The 17,253-nt window shown below is 65.2% G+C and carries 19 protein-coding genes; 2 read left to right on the forward strand and 17 right to left on the reverse strand.

Annotated elements, in window-relative coordinates; genetic code table 11:
• From JWQ89_RS00535 to JWQ89_RS00570, 8 genes are all read right to left on the reverse strand, one after another.
• Positions 1-542, reverse strand: a 542-nt coding sequence (locus JWQ89_RS00535) for an ABC transporter permease subunit (RefSeq protein ID WP_299637515.1), incomplete at its 3' end; no start/stop codon positions are given.
• Positions 543-565: 23 nt separating this feature from the next.
• Entirely contained in the window at positions 566-1,072 is a 507-nt protein-coding gene (locus tag JWQ89_RS00540; protein ID WP_299637490.1) for a hypothetical protein, read from the reverse strand.
• 19 nt (positions 1,073-1,091) lie between these two features.
• Entirely contained in the window at positions 1,092-1,889 is a 798-nt protein-coding gene (locus tag JWQ89_RS00545; RefSeq protein ID WP_299637491.1) for an ABC transporter ATP-binding protein, read from the reverse strand.
• Positions 1,890-1,893: 4 nt separating this feature from the next.
• Positions 1,894-3,348: a dihydropyrimidinase gene (hydA, locus tag JWQ89_RS00550; protein WP_299637493.1), complete on the reverse strand. Its 1,455-nt coding sequence runs from the start codon at positions 3,346-3,348 to the stop codon at positions 1,894-1,896.
• Between the two features lie 56 nt (positions 3,349-3,404).
• On the reverse strand, positions 3,405-4,655 hold the full coding sequence (locus tag JWQ89_RS00555; RefSeq protein WP_299637495.1) for a Zn-dependent hydrolase: 1,251 nt from the start codon (positions 4,653-4,655) through the stop codon (positions 3,405-3,407).
• A gap of 4 nt (positions 4,656-4,659) precedes the next feature.
• Entirely contained in the window at positions 4,660-5,283 is a 624-nt protein-coding gene (locus JWQ89_RS00560) for an endonuclease domain-containing protein (RefSeq protein WP_299637497.1), read from the reverse strand.
• Between the two features lie 3 nt (positions 5,284-5,286).
• The gene (locus JWQ89_RS00565) at positions 5,287-6,783 is read right to left on the reverse strand and encodes a CoA-acylating methylmalonate-semialdehyde dehydrogenase (protein ID WP_299637499.1); all 1,497 of its coding nucleotides are present in this window, start codon (positions 6,781-6,783) and stop codon (positions 5,287-5,289) included.
• A 69-nt stretch (positions 6,784-6,852) separates the two neighbouring features.
• Positions 6,853-8,184 (reverse strand): aspartate aminotransferase family protein, encoded by a 1,332-nt coding sequence (locus tag JWQ89_RS00570; protein ID WP_299637501.1) that lies wholly within the window; start codon positions 8,182-8,184, stop codon positions 6,853-6,855.
• 138 nt (positions 8,185-8,322) lie between these two features.
• Here JWQ89_RS00570 and JWQ89_RS00575 point away from each other — a divergent pair, with 138 nt between their 5' ends.
• On the forward strand, positions 8,323-8,991 hold the full coding sequence (locus JWQ89_RS00575; protein WP_299637517.1) for a TetR family transcriptional regulator C-terminal domain-containing protein: 669 nt from the start codon (positions 8,323-8,325) through the stop codon (positions 8,989-8,991).
• Between the two features lie 5 nt (positions 8,992-8,996).
• Here JWQ89_RS00575 and JWQ89_RS00580 read toward each other — a convergent pair whose 3' ends face one another.
• From JWQ89_RS00580 to JWQ89_RS00600, 5 genes are all read right to left on the reverse strand, one after another.
• Positions 8,997-9,920: a DMT family transporter gene (locus JWQ89_RS00580; RefSeq protein ID WP_299637503.1), complete on the reverse strand. Its 924-nt coding sequence runs from the start codon at positions 9,918-9,920 to the stop codon at positions 8,997-8,999.
• Position 9,921: 1 nt separating this feature from the next.
• On the reverse strand, positions 9,922-10,299 hold the full coding sequence (locus tag JWQ89_RS00585) for a hypothetical protein (protein ID WP_299637505.1): 378 nt from the start codon (positions 10,297-10,299) through the stop codon (positions 9,922-9,924).
• Positions 10,300-10,408: 109 nt separating this feature from the next.
• On the reverse strand, positions 10,409-11,413 hold the full coding sequence (locus JWQ89_RS00590) for a GGDEF domain-containing protein (protein ID WP_299637506.1): 1,005 nt from the start codon (positions 11,411-11,413) through the stop codon (positions 10,409-10,411).
• 234 nt (positions 11,414-11,647) lie between these two features.
• The gene (gene preA, locus JWQ89_RS00595; RefSeq protein ID WP_299637507.1) at positions 11,648-12,967 is read right to left on the reverse strand and encodes an NAD-dependent dihydropyrimidine dehydrogenase subunit PreA; all 1,320 of its coding nucleotides are present in this window, start codon (positions 12,965-12,967) and stop codon (positions 11,648-11,650) included.
• A 76-nt stretch (positions 12,968-13,043) separates the two neighbouring features.
• Positions 13,044-14,393: an NAD(P)-dependent oxidoreductase gene (locus JWQ89_RS00600; protein WP_299637508.1), complete on the reverse strand. Its 1,350-nt coding sequence runs from the start codon at positions 14,391-14,393 to the stop codon at positions 13,044-13,046.
• Between the two features lie 432 nt (positions 14,394-14,825).
• Here JWQ89_RS00600 and JWQ89_RS00605 point away from each other — a divergent pair, with 432 nt between their 5' ends.
• On the forward strand, positions 14,826-15,119 hold the full coding sequence (locus JWQ89_RS00605) for a septal ring lytic transglycosylase RlpA family protein (protein WP_366143955.1): 294 nt from the start codon (positions 14,826-14,828) through the stop codon (positions 15,117-15,119).
• 128 nt (positions 15,120-15,247) lie between these two features.
• On the opposite strand, the gene JWQ89_RS00610 is transcribed toward JWQ89_RS00605, so the two are convergent.
• From JWQ89_RS00610 to JWQ89_RS00625, 4 genes are all read right to left on the reverse strand, one after another.
• Positions 15,248-15,457, reverse strand: a complete 210-nt coding sequence (locus JWQ89_RS00610) for a hypothetical protein (RefSeq protein ID WP_299637509.1) — start codon at positions 15,455-15,457, stop codon at positions 15,248-15,250.
• Positions 15,450-15,599, reverse strand: coding sequence for a hypothetical protein (locus JWQ89_RS00615; protein ID WP_299637510.1), 150 nt, complete (start codon positions 15,597-15,599; stop codon positions 15,450-15,452). The genes JWQ89_RS00610 and JWQ89_RS00615 overlap by 8 nt, the downstream gene beginning before the upstream one ends.
• A gap of 55 nt (positions 15,600-15,654) precedes the next feature.
• The gene (gene phnN / locus JWQ89_RS00620; protein WP_299637511.1) at positions 15,655-16,209 is read right to left on the reverse strand and encodes a phosphonate metabolism protein/1,5-bisphosphokinase (PRPP-forming) PhnN; all 555 of its coding nucleotides are present in this window, start codon (positions 16,207-16,209) and stop codon (positions 15,655-15,657) included.
• Positions 16,209-17,253 (reverse strand): alpha-D-ribose 1-methylphosphonate 5-triphosphate diphosphatase (locus JWQ89_RS00625; protein ID WP_299637513.1); only part of this gene is annotated, 1,045 nt, incomplete at its 5' end. The genes phnN and JWQ89_RS00625, both read right to left, overlap by 1 nt.

Consider the following 17,253-nt stretch of genomic DNA (forward strand, 5'->3'; position numbering starts at 1 on the left):
GTCCGCATCAGGTCGAGCTGGATCTGCTCAGGGCTCCGAAACCCCTTCACCATCCCCACGACCACCGGGAAGAAACTCAGGTACGTCGAGATCAGCGCCTTCGGGATCAGCCCCGACACTCCAACCGCGTTCAGCACCACGATCACCATCGGCGCAATCGCGAGGATCGGAATCGTTTGGCTGGCAATGATCCACGGCATCAGCGAGCGGTCCATCGCCTGGTTATGGACGATGAACACCGCCAGCCCGATCCCGAACAGTGTCCCCATCCCGAACCCCAGCAATGTCGCCGAGAGCGTGATCCAGGCGTGGTAGACGAGGCTGCGCTTGGACGTGACCGCTTGGTCCACAGTGGTCTTCCAGAACTCGGCAATGATCTGGTGCGGCGCCGGCAGCAGCGGCTTGTCGGCATTCAGCACATCGTTGAGCTGCTGCGTGAAGCCGACGCCAGTGACATCGGTCCGCTGGTAGAAGTCCGAAACCCCCGACCAGTTCATCAGGATCGCCGCCACGTACCAGACGACAATCAGCGCCGCGACCATCGTCAGAATGGGCGCGACATTCTTCACTTGGTGAACTCGACGATCGTCTTCAGCGGTAACCGTGTGCCGTTCCTGGCATGGACCACGCCGACCGTGAATTCGGCCTTACCCGGCTCGCCGTCGCCCTCGAGTCCGATCTCCATCCCGGTCAGGTAGATGTTGCCCGCGACGACCTCGCCCTTGAAGCAGAGTTGAGGTCGGTGCTGTTCTACTTTCCCGTCGGGCAGCTTGACCTTCAAGTCGCACTTGAGCTCCAGCATCCCAGCCTTTTCAGCGCTGACGAATGTCAGCAGCGTTCCCTTGTCGCCGTTGCCCAGTTTGTCGCTGCCCGTCAGGACCGGCGTGGTCTCGACCGAAGTATTCCACTTGGCCCGCCAGTCGGGATCGGTCACCAGCCTCGCCATGGCGGAGAGCCCACCCTTGCAGGCGCTGCCCTTGCCCGTGAACGTGCAGGCCGCTTCGGCGCCGCTCGAAAATCCGATTGTGGCAATGACGAGCCCGGCCACCGGGAGCAGTCTCGATACCTTCATCGTCCCCTCCTTCATTGTGCTAGACCTCATATGAATGCCCCGCCCTGAGCCCCTCGCGGACCCGGTGGGCGATGGCCAGGAACTCCGGCGTCTCGCGGATTTCGAGCGGGCGGTCGTGGGGCAGGGGGCTCTCGATGATGTCGGTCACGCGGCCCGGGCGCGGGCTCATCACCACGATCTTGGTGGAGAGATACACCGCCTCCGGGATCGAGTGGGTGACGAAGGCGATGGTTTTTTGCGTGGCCGCCCAGAGCTTTAGCAGCTCCGAGTTGAGATGGTCGCGGACGATCTCGTCGAGCGCGCCGAACGGCTCGTCCATCAGCAACAGGTCTGCGTCGAAGGCCAGCGCCCGCGCGATCGACGCCCGCTGCTGCATGCCGCCCGAAAGTTGCCACGGAAACTTCTTCTCGAAGCCCTCGAGATTAACGAGTTCCAACGTCTTCTGAATGCGCGCCCGCCGCTCCGCCTCGCCATACCCCATGATCTCGAGCGGCAGCGCGACGTTCCTGTCGATCGTCCGCCACGGGACCAGCGCCGGCGCCTGGAACACATAGCCATAGGCGCGGTTGATCCGCGCATCCGCCGGCGTGGTGCCGTTGATGGTGATCGTTCCCGAAGTCGGCTGCTCGAGATCGGCGATGACCCGCAGCAATGTCGTCTTGCCGCAGCCCGATGGCCCGATGAACGAGACGAACTCCCCGCGATTGATGCTGAGATTGACGTCGCTCAGCGCGATCACATCGCCGTCGTCGGTGTGAAAGGTGAGGCCGAGACCCTTGGCCTCGACCACGCTCTGCGATTTACCCCCGTCCGTCAAACCCTCACACCCCCGTCGCCGGCATGCCGGTGCGCTCGACCTTGCGCGGCGCAGTGATGTCCTTCCACGTCGACAGCGCGCGGTTGACCGGGTTCTTCGCCTCGCGGGCGACGAACTGGCCATGCCCCTGCTCGGTGCGGATTTCGTCCTCGACGATCGCCACATGCCCGCGCGTCAGCGTGAACCGCGGCAGCCCCTCGACCTCGATCCCCTCGAACACGTTGTAGTCGATCGCCGACTGCTGCTTCGCCGCCGTGATGGTCTTCTTCCGCTTGGGGTCCCACACCACGAGATCGGCATCCGCGCCCACGAGGATCGCGCCCTTCTTCGGGTAGAGGTTGAGAATCTTGGCGATATTGGTCGAGGTCACGGCGACGAACTCGTTCATCGTCAGCCGGCCGGTCTTGACCCCCTTGGTCCACAGCACTGGCATCCGGTCCTCGAGCCCGCCCGTGCCGTTCGGGATCTTGGCAAAATTGCCGATCCCGTTCCGCTTTTGCGCCGTGGTGAAGGCACAGTGATCGGTCGCCACCACCTGCAGCGAGCCCGACTGCAGCCCGGCCCAGAGCGAATCCTGGTGCTGCTTGTTGCGGAACGGCGGGCTCATCACCCGGCGCGCCGCGTAGTCCCAGTCGCGGTTGAAATACTCGGTCTCGTCGAGCACCAGGTGCTGGATCAGCGGCTCGCCATAGACCCGCATCCCCTTCTGCCGCGCCCGGCGGATCGCCTCATGCGCCTGTTCGCAGGACGTGTGCACGATATAGACCGGCACCCCCGCCATGTCGGCGATCATGATCGCCCGGTTGGTCGCCTCGCCCTCGACTTCCGGCGGCCGCGAATAGGCATGCGCCTCCGGCCCGTTATTGCCGTCTGCGAGGAGCTTGGCCGTCATCTGCGCCACCACGTCGCCATTCTCGGCATGAACGAGCGGCAGGGCGCCAAGGTCGGCGCAACGCTGGAACGACGAGAACATCTCATCGTCGTCCACCATCAGCGCGCCCTTGTAGGCCATGAAATGCTTGAATGAAGTGATGCCGCGATCGACCACATCGGCCATCTCGTTGAACACCTGTTCGCCCCACCAGGTGATCGCCATGTGGAACGAGTAGTCGCAGCTGGCTTTGGAGGTCTTGTTGTCCCACATCTGCAGCGCTTCGAGCAGCGACTGGTTCGGATTGGGCAGGCAGAAATCCACCACCATCGTGGTGCCGCCCGAGAGCGCCGCGCGCGTCCCGGACTCGAAATCATCGGTCGAGTAGGTGCCCATGAACGGCATCTCGAGATGCGTATGCGGGTCGATCCCGCCGGGCATCACGTAGCAGCCGGAGGCATCGAGGATTTCGCCACCGCTCAGGTTCTGCCCGATCTCGGTGATCTTGCCGTCCTCGACGCGGACATCGGCGGCATAGGTGAGATCGGCGGTGACGACGGTGCCGTTCTTGATGATTTTGCTGGTCATGCTCGGTCCCTGACTTTGTTCAATTGGCTCTCCCCAAGGAGAGCTGGCGGTGACGCCTAGGAAACAATCTCCGCCGTCTCCAGCACCGCCCGCAGCAGTACATCCGTCCCCGCCGCCGCCCATTCCTTGGTGATGCTCTCCGCCTCATTATGCGAAAGCCCGTCCACGCACGGGCACATGATCATTGCCGCCGGCGCCACCCGGTTGATCCAGCACGCGTCATGTCCGGCCCCCGAAACGATGTCGCGATAGGAGTAGCCCAGTTCCTTCGCCGCCGCCCGGACGTTCCCCACCAGCACCTTGTCGAACGCCACCGGGTCGAAATGCCCGACCTGTTCCACCTCGGCCGAAATATCCAGCGCCTCGGCGATGGTGTGGATGCCGTCCTGGATGCGGGCGCCCATCTCGTCCAGCACGTCCTTGTTCGGCGAGCGAATGTCGATGGTGAACACCGCCTTGCCGGCGATGATGTTGCGCGAGTTCGGGTAGACCTCGATGTGTCCCACCGCCCCCACGGCGCTCGGCTGATAGTCCATCGCCACTTCGTGCACGAGCTCGATCACCCGCGCCATCCCGAGGCTGGCATTGCGCCGCTTCGGCATCGGGGTCGACCCGGTATGCGCTTCCTTGCCGGTGAGCGTGACCTGCAGCCACTTCAGCCCCTGGCCGTGCGTCACCACGCCGATATCGATGTTCTCGTCCTCGAGGATCGGACCCTGCTCGATATGGAGCTCGTAGTAGGCATGAATCTTCCGGGCGCCTACCGTCTCGTCTCCCCTCCAGCCGATGCGCTCAAGCTCGTCGCCGAAGCTTTTGCCGTCCTTGTCCTTGTGCGCGTAGACGTCGGCCTGGTCCAGCACCCCGGCGAACACCCCGGACGCCATCATCGCCGGAGCGAACCGGGCCCCTTCCTCATTGGTCCAGTTGACCACCACTATCGGTCGCCGGGTCTGGATTTCGAGGTCGTTGAGCGTGCGGATCACCTCGAGACCCCCCAGCACCCCGAGCACCCCGTCATAGCGCCCGCCCGTCGGCTGCGTATCGAGATGGCTCCCCACATAAACCGGATCGAGCCCCGGCTCCGCGCCCTCGCGCCGCGCGAACATGGTGCCCATTTGGTCGAGCCCCATGTCGAGCCCCGCTGCCTCGCACCAGCGCTTGAACAGCGCGCGGCCCTTGGCGTCGTCGTCAGTGACGGTCTGCCGGTTATTGCCCCCCGCCACCCCCGGCCCGATCTCGGCCATCTCGTGAATGGAGCTCCACAGGCGCTCGGGGTCGATACGAAGGTTTTCGCCGGGAGCGGGCATGCGCTTACTCTTGCTCTATGGGTTTGAACTGCCCCTCACCCCAGCCCTCTCCCCGGCGGGGTGAGGGGGCAGTGTGGCGCGATGGTGCCCCGGCGTCCCCTCTCCCCGCTGGGGAGAGGGTGGCTGGCGCGAAGCGCCAGTCGGGTGAGGGGCAGTTGCGAAGCGTCAGCAGCAGTGCTTCCACCACGCCGTCAGTGTTGCCCAGGACGTCATTGTTCCAGAATCGAAGGACCGAGTAGCCCTGTTCGTTGAGATAGCGCGTGCGCCTTTCGTCCTGTCGGGACTCGTCATGTTGCCCGCCGTCGAGCTCGACCACCAGCATGGCCTCGCGACAGACAAAGTCAGCGAAGTACGGGCCAATCGCATATTGGCGGACGAACTTCAGTCCTTCGAGGCGGCGGTCCCGCAGGCGAGACCACATGCGCTTCTCTGCATCGGTTGGATCGGAGCGGAGTGAGCGGGCCCTGTCTCGTATCCGGGCTTCGCCGTGACTCCCCCTCACCCTGACCCTCTCCCCAGAGGGGAGAGGGGACGCGCCTTGCACAGCCGGTGCTCCATCGCCCCCTCTCCCCTCTGGGGAGAGGGCTGGGGTGAGGGGCAGTCCAGCAATGCCTGCGCTACCTGCCATCGCCTACTTCATGCTCGGAAACGTAAATTCCGCGCCGCTCTTGATGCCCGCCGGCCAGCGCGTGGTCACGGTCTTGAGCCGTGTATAGAAGTGCACCCCCTCCGGCCCATAGATCGAGTGATCCCCGAACAGGCTCCGCTTCCAGCCGCCGAAGCTGTGATAGGCCACCGGCACCGGGATCGGCACGTTGATGCCCACCATCCCCACTTCGATCCTGTCGGCAAAGTCGCGTGCCGCGTCGCCGTCGCGGGTGAAGATCGCCGTGCCGTTGGCGTATTCGTGCCCGTGGATCAGGTCGACCGCGTCCTGGTAGGTGCCGGCGCGCACCACCGACAGCACCGGCCCGAAAATCTCCTCGCGATAGATCTTCATGTCCGGCTTCACATGGTCGAACAGCGTGCCGCCGACGAAGAAGCCATTCTCGTAGCCCTGCAGCGTGAAGCCGCGGCCATCGACCACCAGTTCCGCGCCGGCATCGACGCCAGCATCGATATAGCCGACGATCTTGTCGCGCTGCGCCTTCGAAACGATCGGACCCATCTGCGCGTCCTTGTCGGTCGCGGGGCCGATCTTCAGAGCCTCGACGCGCGGCTTCAGTTTTGCCACCAGCGCATCGGCGGTGCTGTCGCCCACCGGTACCGCCACCGAGATCGCCATGCAGCGCTCGCCGGCCGAACCGTAGCCCGCGCCCATCAGCGCATCGGCCGCCTGGTCCATGTCGGCATCCGGCATGACGATCATGTGGTTCTTGGCGCCGCCCAGGGCCTGCACGCGCTTGCCGGCCTGCGTGCCGCGCCGGTAGACGTACTCGGCGATCGGCGTCGAGCCGACGAAGCTCACCGCCTTGATGTCGGGGTGGTCGAGGATGGCGTCGACCGCTTCCTTGTCGCCGTGGATGACGTTGAGCACGCCCTCGGGCAGCCCTGCATCCATGAACAGCTGCCAGGCGAACATCGGCGCCGACGGGTCGCGCTCCGAGGGCTTGAGGATGAAGGTATTCCCGCAGGCAATCGCCAGCGGATACATCCACATCGGCACCATGGCGGGGAAGTTGAACGGCGTGATCCCGGCGACGACGCCCAGCGCCTGCCGGTCGGAATAGCTATCGATCGAGGGGCCGACATTGCGGCTGAACTCGCCCTTCAATAGGTGCGGGATGCCGCAGGCGAAATCGACACAGTCGATGCCGCGCGCCAGTTCCCCCAGCGCATCGTCATGCACCTTGCCGTGCTCGCGCGAGATGTGCTCGGCCAGCTCGTCGGCGTGCTTTTCGAGCAGCTCCTTGAACTTGAACATCACCCGCGCCCGCTTCATCGGCGGGGTATTGGCCCACGCGGGCAGGGCCTGCTTCGCCGCGGCAACGGCGGCATTGATCTCGTCCAGCGTCGACAGCGGCAGCGTCGCGATCGCCTCGCCGGTGGCCGGGTTGAACACCGGCTGCGTACGCGTGCTCGCGCTGGTGACCAGCTTCCCGCCGATGGCATTCTGTATCGTCTGCATCACAGACCTCCGCCCGTTGAGTGTGGAACGTTCATTCCATGGGTAGCGACATAGAACATTCGTTCCATTCTACTCAAGCGTCTTCAGGATGCCGCCCAGTGTTCCGATCAGCTCGTCGATCTGCCCCTTCGAGATGATTAGCGGCGGGCTCATCGCGATGATGTCGCCCGTGGTGCGGATCAGGATGCCCGCCTCATAGGCCTTGAGGAAGGCCGAGAAGGCGCGCTTGGTCGGCGCACCCGGGATCGGCTCCAGTTCCACCGCTCCGATCAAGCCGAGATTGCGGATGTCGATGACATGCGGCAGGCCCTTCAGCGAATGGAGCGCATCCTCCCAGTAGGGCGCCAGCTCCGCGCCGCGGGTCAGCAGCCCCTCGTCCTTGTAGGTCTCGAGCGTCGCAAGGCCGGCGGCAGAGGCCACCGGGTTCCCCGAGTAGGTGTACCCATGGAAGAACTCGATCATGTGCTCGGGACCCTGCATGAACGCGTCATGGATCTCCGAGGTGACGAGCACCGCGCCCATCGGGATGGTGCCGTTGGTGAGCCCCTTGGCGCACACGATCATGTCCGGCGTGACGCCGAAATAGTCCGCCGCGAACGGCGTGCCGACCCGGCCGAACCCGGTGATCACTTCGTCGAAGATCAAGAGGATGCCGTGCTTCTTGGTGATCTCGCGGAGCTTGGTGAGGTAGCCCTTGGGCGGGATCAGGACGCCCGTCGACCCGGCCACCGGCTCGACGATCACCGCCGCGATGGTCGAGGCGTCGTGCTGCGTCACGATGCTCTCGAGTTCGGCAAGGAGGTCCGTTGCCCCTTCCTCGCGCTCGCCGCGGGTGAACTGGTTCTTGCCGGGCGTATGGGTGTGCGGCATGTGGTCGACGCCGGTCAAAAGCGTGCCGAACATCTTGCGATTGGTGACGATCCCGCCCACCGAGATGCCGCCGAAATTCACCCCGTGATAGCCGCGCTCACGGCCAATCAGCCGGAACCGCGCGCCCTCGCCCTTCACCCGGTGATAGGCCAGGGCCACCTTCAGCGCCGTCTCCACCGACTCCGAGCCGGAGTTGGTGTAAAGCACGTGGTTAAGGCCCTCGGGCGCGATCGAGACCAGCGCATTGGCCAGCTCGAACGCCTTGGGATGGCCCATCTGGAAGGCCGGCGCATAGTCCATCTCGCCGGCCTGCGTCGCGATCGCCTCGACGATCTTGGGGCGGCAATGGCCGGCGTTCACGCACCACAGGCCCGCCGTGCCGTCGAGCACTTCGCGTCCGTCGGAAGTGGTATAGTGCATGTCCTTGGCGCGGACGAACATACGGGGCGCCTGCTTGAATTGCCGGTTGGCGGTGAACGGCATCCAGAACGCGCTCAGATCGTTCGGCGTGACATTGCGGCGGTCGGACACCTTGGAGACTCCCTGAGAGGCGATTTTGCTGAGTTGTCCGGTCAAACAGATTTGTCGCTTGACCTTTGGATGACTTATCCAGAAATTTGACCAGTTGGAAAAAACGTTATCACTCCCATGCCGCCGATCAAGGTGAAAATGCTGGAGACCGAGGGCGGCAAAGGGGGCGCAAAGGCGGCGCCGTCAAGGAAGCCGAGAGCGCAGACACGCATCCAGCGCGAGAAGCAGGAAGTGATCCTCGAGGCGGCGCTCGACGTGTTCAGCCGCGAGGGATTCCGCGGCGCCACCATCGACCAGATCGCCGAGGCGGCGGGGATGTCGAAGCCCAACCTGCTCTACTATTTCCCCCGCAAGGAGGAGATCTACAAGCGGCTGATGACCTCGATGCTCGATGTCTGGCTGCAGCCGCTGCGCGAGATCGATTCGGTCGGCGACCCGGTGCCCGAACTTCGCTCCTACCTCAGGCGCAAGCTCGAGATGAGCCGCGATTACCCGCGCCAGAGCCGGCTCTTCGCCAACGAGATGCTGCAGGGCGGCCCCCGCGTGCTCGATGTGCTGCAGGGCGACCTCAAGGCCCTGGTCGACGAGAAGGTCAGGGTGATCGAGACCTGGATGACCGCCGGCAAGATCGTCCGCACCGACCCCTACCACCTGATCTTCTCGATCTGGGCCACCACCCAGCACTACGCCGATTTCGACGTCCAGGTGCGTGCCGTGCTCGGCCGCGACCGCGGCGGCGACGGCCGTTTCGAGGATGCGGCGCGGTTCCTCGAGAACCTGTTCCTCCACGGCCTGCTGCCGAAATAGCAGCGTTAGCGTTCCTTCAGCGCCGCCAGAACCAGCAGTCCGAGCACGGTGACGAGCGCTCCGGCGGCAACGCTCAGGCTCGCCCAGCCATGTCCCGCGAGCCCTTCCAGCACAATGACGAAGGCCGGCACGAGATACCCATAGGCGATCACCTTGGCCGCGGGCAGGTGCGCCGAGGCGAACTGGATGAGGAAGAAGCACACCGCCGTCGGGCCGATGGCGAGATAGAGCACCACCCACCAGACCAGGGCCGGCAGGTGCGTCCAGTCCGTCGCGACGATGTCGGCCAGCCCGTAGGCGACGAGCCAGAGCGCAGTCGCCAGCATGGTCCAGAAGCTCAGCACCATCGCCGGCTCGCCCCGGTTGAAGCGCCGGATCAGCGGCGTGTAGATGGCATAGGCCACGCAGCCGACGAAGTAGATCACCTCGCCCTGGCCGATATCGAAGCGCATCAAGGCATCGACATCGCCGCGGAAGATCACCCAGATCGCCCCGAGCCCGGCGAGGACGAGGCTGATCAGCACCGCCGCGCCCGAGCGCTGCCCGACGATGAAATACGCCGTCACCGCCGTCATTAGCGGCACCAGCGTATAGACCGCGCTGGTCGCCACCGGCTGCGTCATCGTCAGGGCGATGAACATGGTGACGAAATAGACTGCAGTGAGGAAGCCGTTGATCCCGAACCGCCACGGCGCCACGGGGAACCGGAACGGCTTCCGCGCCACCCCGAAGGCGGCGAGCCCCATCAGCAGCGCCGCAAGCACGAAGCGCAGCGCATTGAGCGGCACCGCGTGGATATAGGGCACCGTCAGCGCCCCGAACGTGAACGAGCCGGCGATCAGCGCCGCGAACAGCAGCATGGCGAGGTGCGACAGCACGCGCTGTCGCCCGTCGGCCCGGCCCTCGACCTCGGCGCCAGTCTCCGCCATGTCAGATTGCGTGGGCGAGGACGAGCAGGAACGCGCCGGTGAGCCCGCTATTCATGATGAAGGCATTGAGATGAGGCGTCTGCTCGTCGCCGGAATACTCCCAGAACGGGTGGAACAGCACCGTCGCGAGAATGAGGAACACGATCATCGCCAACCCGCCGATCACGCCGGCAAACGGCACGAACGGCGCCAGCGCGGTCAACGCGCCGCCGGCGATCTGCAGGCCCACGCCGATCCGCGCCGCGGTCTCTGGCTGCGCGATCTTCCGGCCCTCGAGCGCCGCGGCCAGCCGCGGCACGCCGTTGACGTTGCGGATGCCGAAGATGACGAAGGCGCCGCCCAACAGCAGGTGGGCGAGAATGAACAACGTCGAGAACATGCAGAAACTCCCCTCGGATCCGCGCTAGCAGTTACAGCACTACGACGCGCCCGACAGGCCGGAATCGACACGATCCCCGGAAATAACGACTGGAGCAGGTTCGCGCCGACTATGCCGCCTGGTTGAGCGGCGCGGCGTCCGCGAAGACGAAGGCGTGGCCGGGAAGCGCCTTGGCGCGGTAGAGCGCAGCATCGGCGGCATCGATGAGATGCTTGTCGCTGGCCCGCCCGGTGGCGATGCCGACGCTCGCACCGATGGCCAGGTCGTTGATTCCGAGGCGGATCGGCTCGCTCAGTGCCGCGCCGATATCGGCCGCCAGTTCGGCCAGTTCGGCGCGCGACTGCGGTCCCTTTCGGACCACGGCAAACTCGTCGCCTCCGATCCGGGCCACCAGGTCCTCGGGCTTCGCAAGGCCGGAGAGGCGGCTAGCGACGACCTTCAGGAGTTCGTCGCCGGCTCCGTGGCCGAGGCTGTCGTTGATCTGCTTGAAGTTGTCGAGATCGAGATAGAGCAGGCCCACTTCGGCGATCGGATCACCCGCGGCGCGGCCGAGCCACTCGTCGAACGCGAGCCGGTTGGCGAGCCCGGTCAGCGAGTCGCGCGCGGCGAGGTCCTGTGCATCGCGGCGCCGCCGCTCGAGTTCGCGCGTCAGGTCGTAGAGCCGGCGCAAGGCCAGCGCGATGCCGAACAGAAAGAGCGCACAGGCACCGACCCGCAGCGGCGCGAGATGCAGGAACAGGGCAGTCCCGATTCTGACTGGCGTCCAGGCAAGGACCTGATCGTGACGACCGGGAACCGGCACCGACACCTCGCTGTCGCTGAGTGTCCCGGGCGCCGCGAAATGCGCTCCCGCCAGCAGGAACTCGCTCCGCAGCCGCTCTGCCGCAACCGGGTCCTCACCAACCACCTGCAGCGCCACGCCGGCCCGTTCGATCTCTCCGGCAATGCCGGCCCGGTCGATCGACTGCACGGAGTAGAAGACAACGACGATGACAGATACGAAGAGGGCGACGACGGATATCACGCTGATGATCATCAGCCGGCGCGGATCGGGCAGCGGCAGGTCGTCCCCCACAGCATCGACCGGCCGAACCTTTGAACCACGTTGCGTCATCTACATTTCCCCACTTGGCGCGAGGCTAGCGGGGAGGGCCTTTGCCAATCCTTAGCGCCGCGTCCGGGCTATCGAGAGATGGTTGACGGCGGGTTAAGCGGGGGGGCGGCAATTGGTCGGAGGGGCAGACTGAAACGGACAGCCAGGGTCGATGCGGGCGGTCTCCCTCCCCATTCTTTTGGGGGAGGGAATAGGGGGTGGGGTGTCGGGGACCGCCGGCTCCTGAGAAGGGCATCACTCCGCAGGCTCGACCGACTTCCGCATCGGATTGTTCGGGTGCGTGGTCCAGTTGGCGTAGGTCGGCCCGACCACCTTCCTGGTCCGCTCGTCCAGCATCCCCGGCTCGAGCGCGATCATGGTGATGCAGTCCTCCACCGGGCAGACATTGACGCAGAGGTTACAGCCGACGCACTCGTCGTCCATCACCTCGAAATGGCGCTTGCCGTCCTTCTCCTTCATGATCGCCTGGTGCGAGGTGTCCTCGCAGGCAATGTGGCAGCGGCCACAGGAACTGCATTTCTCCTGGTCGATCCGCGCCTTGGTGAGGTATTTGAGGTTGAGGTACTGCCAGTCGGTGACGTTTCGCACCGCGCGCCCGGTGATGTCGTCGAGCGTCCGGTGGCCCTTCTCGTCCATCCAGTTGCTGAGCCCCGAGATCATCTCCTCGACGATCTTGAAGCCATAGACCATCGCCGCGGTGCAGACCTGGACGTTCCCCGCGCCGAGCGCCATGAACTCGGCCGCGTCGCGCCAGGTGGTGATACCGCCGATCCCCGAGATCGGCAGCCCGTAGGTCTCCGAGTCCCGGGCGATCTCGGCCACCATGTGGAGCGCGATGGGCTTCGCCGCCGGGCCGCAATAGCCGCCATGCGTGCCCTTGCCGTCGATCGTCGGCATCGGCGCGAAATTGTCGAGATCGACGCCGGTGATCGAGTTGATGGTGTTGATGAGGCTCACGGCGTCGGTACCGCCGTTCTTGGCCGCCCGCGCCGGCCGCCGCACATCGGTGACGTTCGGCGTCAGCTTGGTGATCACCGGCATGCGGCTATATTGCTTGCACCAACGCACGACCATTTCGACATATTCGGGCACCTGGCCCACCGCCGCGCCCATGCCGCGTTCGCTCATCCCGTGCGGGCAGCCGAAATTGAGCTCGATCCCGTCCGCCTCGGTCTCTTCCACCAGCGGCAGGATCGCCTTCCAGGCGTCCTCCTCGCATGGCACCATGATCGAGACCACCACCGCGCGGTCCGGCCAGTTCTTCTTCACCTGCTTGATCTCCTGCAGGTTCTTCTGCAGGTCGCGATCGGTGATCAGCTCGATATTGTTGAAGCCGAGCAGCCGCCGGTCGGCGCCCCAGATCGCGCCGTAGCGCGGCCCGTTGACATTGACCACCGGTGGGCCTTCCTCGCCCAGCGTCTTCCACACCACGCCGCCCCAGCCCGCCCTGAAGGCGCGCTCGACATTATACGCCTTGTCCGTCGGCGGCGCCGAGGCCAGCCAGAACGGATTGGGCGACTTGATCCCGACGAAATTGTTGCGGATGTCAGCCATGAAATCCTCCTTGTGGTCGCGCGCTCGAACCGGAAAACCGGAAGACCACTTTTCCTGAGCGCGCTCCAGTCTCGCCTCAGTTCCCGCTCAGGTACCGGTTGATCGACTCCGCCGCGTCACGCCCCTGCGCCACCGCGGTCACCGTCAGGTCGTCGCCGGCCGCGACGCAATCGCCGCCGGCCCACACGCCGGCCCGCGAGGTGCGGCCTTCGGCATCGGTCTCGATCCGGCCGCCGGAGAGCGTCAGCCCCGCCGCCGTCTCGTCTTCAAGCGTCTGGCCGATGGCCTTGAACACCTGGTCCGCCGGTAAGGTCAGCAGGTGACCCATGCCCACCAGCCGCCCGTCCCTGAGCTCGGTATATTCAAGCTCGATGCCGGCCACCTTGCCGTTGACGCTCAAGACGCGCTTGGGCTGCAGCCAATGCCGGATGCTGACGCCCTTCGAGGCGGCGAGGTCCTGCTCGAAGCTCGAGGCATTCATGTGCTCCTGGCCGCGCCGGTAGCAGATCGTGACATCCTCGGCGCCCAGCAGCTTCGATTGCACCGCGGCATCGATCGCCGTCATGCCGCCGCCGATGACGACCACGCGCCGCCCCACCGGCAGGCCCGAAAGGTCGGTGCTCTGGCGCAGTTCGGCGATGAAGTCGACCGCATCATGGAGCCCGTCGGCGCCGTCGTCCTCGCCTTCGGCGCGCAGCGCATTGACGCCGCCCAGCCCGACCCCCAGGAACACCGCGTCATGCGTTTCCACCAGCCGGTCCAGCGTCAGGTCGCGTCCGAGCTCCTGCCCCAGGATGATCTCGATGCCGCCGATCGAGGTGATGTAGTCGACCTCAGCCTGAGCGAAGCCGTTGGGCGTCTTGTAGGACGCGATCCCGTATTCGTTGAGCCCGCCCGCCTTGGGGCGCGCGTCATAGACCACTACGCTATGGCCGTGCATGGCGAGCCGGTGCGCCGCGGCAAGCCCTGCGGGACCGGCACCGACCACCGCGACAGTCTTGCCCGTCTCCGGCGCGCGGGTGAAGAACTGCGCATCCTCTGCCATCGCGATGTCGGTGGCGTAGCGCTGCAGCAGCCCGATCTTCACGGGCTTCCCCTCGGCCTCCATGCGGACGCAGGCGTCCTCGCAGAGCTGCTCGGTGGGGCAGACCCGGGCGCACATGCCGCCTAAGATGTTCTGCTCGAAGATCGTCTCGGCTGCGCCGAGCGGATTGTCGGTCGAGATCTCCCGGATGAACATCGGGATGTCGATCGAGGTCGGGCAGGCGTTCATGCACGGCGCATCGAAGCAGAAATAACAGCGATCCGCCTCGACATGCGCTTCATGCTTGTCCAGCGCCGGATGCAGGTCTGAAAAATTGCGTGCGTACTGGCCGGCATCGAGCCGCCCCGGTGCGATGCCTTGCTTGAGCATACCCCCGCTCATCGGCAGCTCCCTCTCCTCTAGAGCCATTCCAGAGGTGGACGCTAACGCAGCTCCGAAATTTTATCAATTGGTCAAAATTGAGAAACCGAGTGCCCGGTCAGGCGGACGGCAGGGCATGACCGCCAATGGTTCCAGAGGCCCGGTGAATAAATCGTCGCACCCGGCCATGCCTTCGGAGTTTTTTGGCTGGGCTACGCAAGTTGCTGAAATTTATGGCAAAAATGGCTGAATGCATCAGTAATGCTACTGATGCATTCCGGCAACGGTTCCACTTGGAGGTGCTCCGTTCAGATTCGGTTCATATTCTCGCCACACCGCCAAAGCCTTGTCCCGCCGTCGTAAACAAGCGTGAGTAGTTCAAGGTTGAGTAAGAAAATCGTTATGGTCGCTGCAGCAGTAGTGACGGGTCTCGTTCTCTCCGTCACGGGTACTATGGCAGCCGGCCAGTGCGGTGGGGCATCCTGGTATGGACCGGGCTTTCACGGCAAGAAAACGGCCTCGGGCGCGAGGTTCAACGAAAATGCGATGACCGCCGCCCACAAGACTCTCCCCCTCGGCACTGTCGTGAAGGTCACTAATCAGCGCACGGGCAAGTCGATCAAGGTAACGATCAACGACCGCGGTCCCTACGTGAAGGGCCGCATTATCGACCTCAGCAAGGCGGCCGCCGCCCAGCTCGGCACCAAGAATTCGGGTGTCGGCAAGGTGTGCGTCGCCACGCTCTAGCCACCCCCCGGGGCCCGCTGGACGATCAAGATCAGGGGTCGCCCGCGTCAGACGGGCGGCCCCTTTGTCTTGACCGCGATGACCTTAGCGGCTCAGATCGGGGTTCCGGAACGACCGGGCCAATTCGGTCAGAGATCGTTCGCCGCGTTGAGTTCAGAGCTCGTCAAGCCGTCGCCCTCCGGGTCGAGTGGGTTGACCGGAACCATGCCGATCACTGCCTCGATGTCCACGGCGAGCTTGGTGAGGTCGAGTTCTGCGATCTTCTCCACCGGCTGGCGGGTAAGTGCGTGCTTCAGCGCTTCCTCGATCAGCTGGGTGCGGGCGGATTCATCAACCATTGCCATCGATCTTGATCCCCCCTTCATCGACGTGGATCTCCAGGGCTGGCTTCTGGGACTGCTGGAAGGCGATGTAGATGCCGAAACCAACGGCTATAGCCGCCAGCATGGCGATGACGACGTAGAGCGAGCTGCGGGTCATGCCGGGACCTCCTGTTGACGCTTGCAACGTGCAACGCATCAATCCGGGCAGAAGTTCAACCGGCGATGGATTTAAGCGCCGCAACGAACCCCGCGATCCCGTCCTCGAGGCTCGCCGAATTGTCGATGATCGTCGGGATGATCCCCTCGGGCACCGGCGCGCCCTCGCGCTGCAATCGCGCCGCGACATCCTCCGCGCTCTCCCGGCCTCGGCCGGCCAGCCGTGCCGCCCGCACCTCCGGGCGTGCCGACACCAGCAGCACGTGGCAGGCGGGATACTTCTCCGTCGCCCGCTCGATAACCTTGCGCGAGGTGTTCACCACCACGATCCGGCCGGCCGTCATCGCGGCATCGATCGCCGCCGGCACGCCGTAGCAAAGACCGTGCGCCTCCCAGTCGAGCGCATAGGCGCCGCGCAGCTTCTGCCGGCTGAATTCGTTGACGTCGACGCTGTCGTGGTCTTCGAGTTCCACCATCGCCGTGCGGGTCACCACGCGGCGGGGGAAAATGAACCGCAGGTCCTCGGCGAGTGCCGTCTTGGCGGCGCCGATGAGCGTGTCCTTGCCGGCGCCGGACGGTCCGACCACGAGGACGAGGGCGCCGCTGCTCATCAGCTCACCCGCTTGCCCTGGCGCCACACAGAGCGCACCACCGGTACCGGATCGGTCCGCCGCACGCGCACGAGGTCGGCGCGCTTGCCTACCGCGATCTCGCCGCGATCATCGAGATGGGCCGCCGCAGCCGGCCGCGACGTCACCATGCCGATGGCCTGGGGCAGGGTGATGTTGTCGGCCCGCTCAGGGAGCAGGAACGCCGCATACATCAGCGCGAACGGCACATAGTCCGAGCTCAGGACGTCAAGCACGCCCGCCTTGGCCAGCTCCGTCGCCGAGATATTGCCGTTATGCGACTTGCCGCGCACCACGTTGGGCGCCCCCATCAGCACAGCCAGCCCCGCCCCGTGACATGCCTTGGCCGCGTCCATCGTGGTGGGGAACTCGGCGATGCTCATCCCGTCGCGCACCGCCTCGTCGACATGCGCCACGGTTGCGTCGTCATGACTGGCGAACGCCAGGCCGATCTCGCGGCCGCGCTTCAGGATCGCGGCACGATTCTCGTCGGCATACTTGTCGTGCTCGGCTCGCCGGTCGGCGATGAACCGCGCCATCTCGGCGTCGGAGAGGCGCAGCTTCTTCTGGTAGTAGTGGATGTAGTGCTCGAGCGTGGTGTACTGCCGCTGCCCCGGCGTGTGGTCCATCAGCGAAGCGAGACCGACGATCGGGTTGGTGCAGTGGTCCTCGAAATGCTGTGCCGCGTCCGGCGTCGGCAATTCACAGCGCAGATGGATGTGGTGATCGGCCCTGAGCCGATCGTCCGCATCGGCCGCCGCCACGGCCTCGACCATGGCGCGCACATCGTCCGAGATGTCGCCCACTTCGGGGTCGGACCCGATGCGCACCGCGTCGAACACCGTGGTGATGCCGGCGCCGGCCACCTGCGCATCGTGGCTCTGCAGCGCCGCCATGGCATTCCAGGTCACCCCGGGCCGCGGCCGGTAGTGGTTCTCGAAATGGTCGGTATGGAGTTCGACCAGTCCCGGGATCACAAAGTCGCCATCGACATCCTCGCCGCGGCTTGCGGGGCCGGTATCGATC

The organism is Devosia sp. (assembly GCF_028290645.1).
Taxonomy (GTDB): Bacteria; Pseudomonadota; Alphaproteobacteria; order Rhizobiales; family Devosiaceae; genus Devosia_A.

Coding starts and splice junctions, on each gene's coding strand:
- JWQ89_RS00615 (WP_299637510.1), bottom strand. CDS start 15,599: ATGACCCGCAGCTCGCTCTACGTCGTCATCGCCATGCTGGCGGCTATA.
- JWQ89_RS00590 (WP_299637506.1), bottom strand. CDS start 11,413: ATGACGCAACGTGGTTCAAAGGTTCGGCCGGTCGATGCTGTGGGGGAC.
- JWQ89_RS00560 (WP_299637497.1), bottom strand. CDS start 5,283: ATGGCAGGTAGCGCAGGCATTGCTGGACTGCCCCTCACCCCAGCCCTC.
- hydA (WP_299637493.1), bottom strand. CDS start 3,348: ATGACCAGCAAAATCATCAAGAACGGCACCGTCGTCACCGCCGATCTC.
- JWQ89_RS00605 (WP_366143955.1), top strand. CDS start 14,826: ATGGCAGCCGGCCAGTGCGGTGGGGCATCCTGGTATGGACCGGGCTTT.
- preA (WP_299637507.1), bottom strand. CDS start 12,967: ATGGCTGACATCCGCAACAATTTCGTCGGGATCAAGTCGCCCAATCCG.
- JWQ89_RS00580 (WP_299637503.1), bottom strand. CDS start 9,920: ATGGCGGAGACTGGCGCCGAGGTCGAGGGCCGGGCCGACGGGCGACAG.
- phnN (WP_299637511.1), bottom strand. CDS start 16,209: ATGAGCAGCGGCGCCCTCGTCCTCGTGGTCGGACCGTCCGGCGCCGGC.
- JWQ89_RS00600 (WP_299637508.1), bottom strand. CDS start 14,393: ATGAGCGGGGGTATGCTCAAGCAAGGCATCGCACCGGGGCGGCTCGAT.
- JWQ89_RS00555 (WP_299637495.1), bottom strand. CDS start 4,655: ATGCCCGCTCCCGGCGAAAACCTTCGTATCGACCCCGAGCGCCTGTGG.
- JWQ89_RS00565 (WP_299637499.1), bottom strand. CDS start 6,783: ATGCAGACGATACAGAATGCCATCGGCGGGAAGCTGGTCACCAGCGCG.
- JWQ89_RS00610 (WP_299637509.1), bottom strand. CDS start 15,457: ATGGTTGATGAATCCGCCCGCACCCAGCTGATCGAGGAAGCGCTGAAG.
- JWQ89_RS00540 (WP_299637490.1), bottom strand. CDS start 1,072: ATGAAGGTATCGAGACTGCTCCCGGTGGCCGGGCTCGTCATTGCCACA.
- JWQ89_RS00575 (WP_299637517.1), top strand. CDS start 8,323: ATGCTGGAGACCGAGGGCGGCAAAGGGGGCGCAAAGGCGGCGCCGTCA.
- JWQ89_RS00585 (WP_299637505.1), bottom strand. CDS start 10,299: ATGTTCTCGACGTTGTTCATTCTCGCCCACCTGCTGTTGGGCGGCGCC.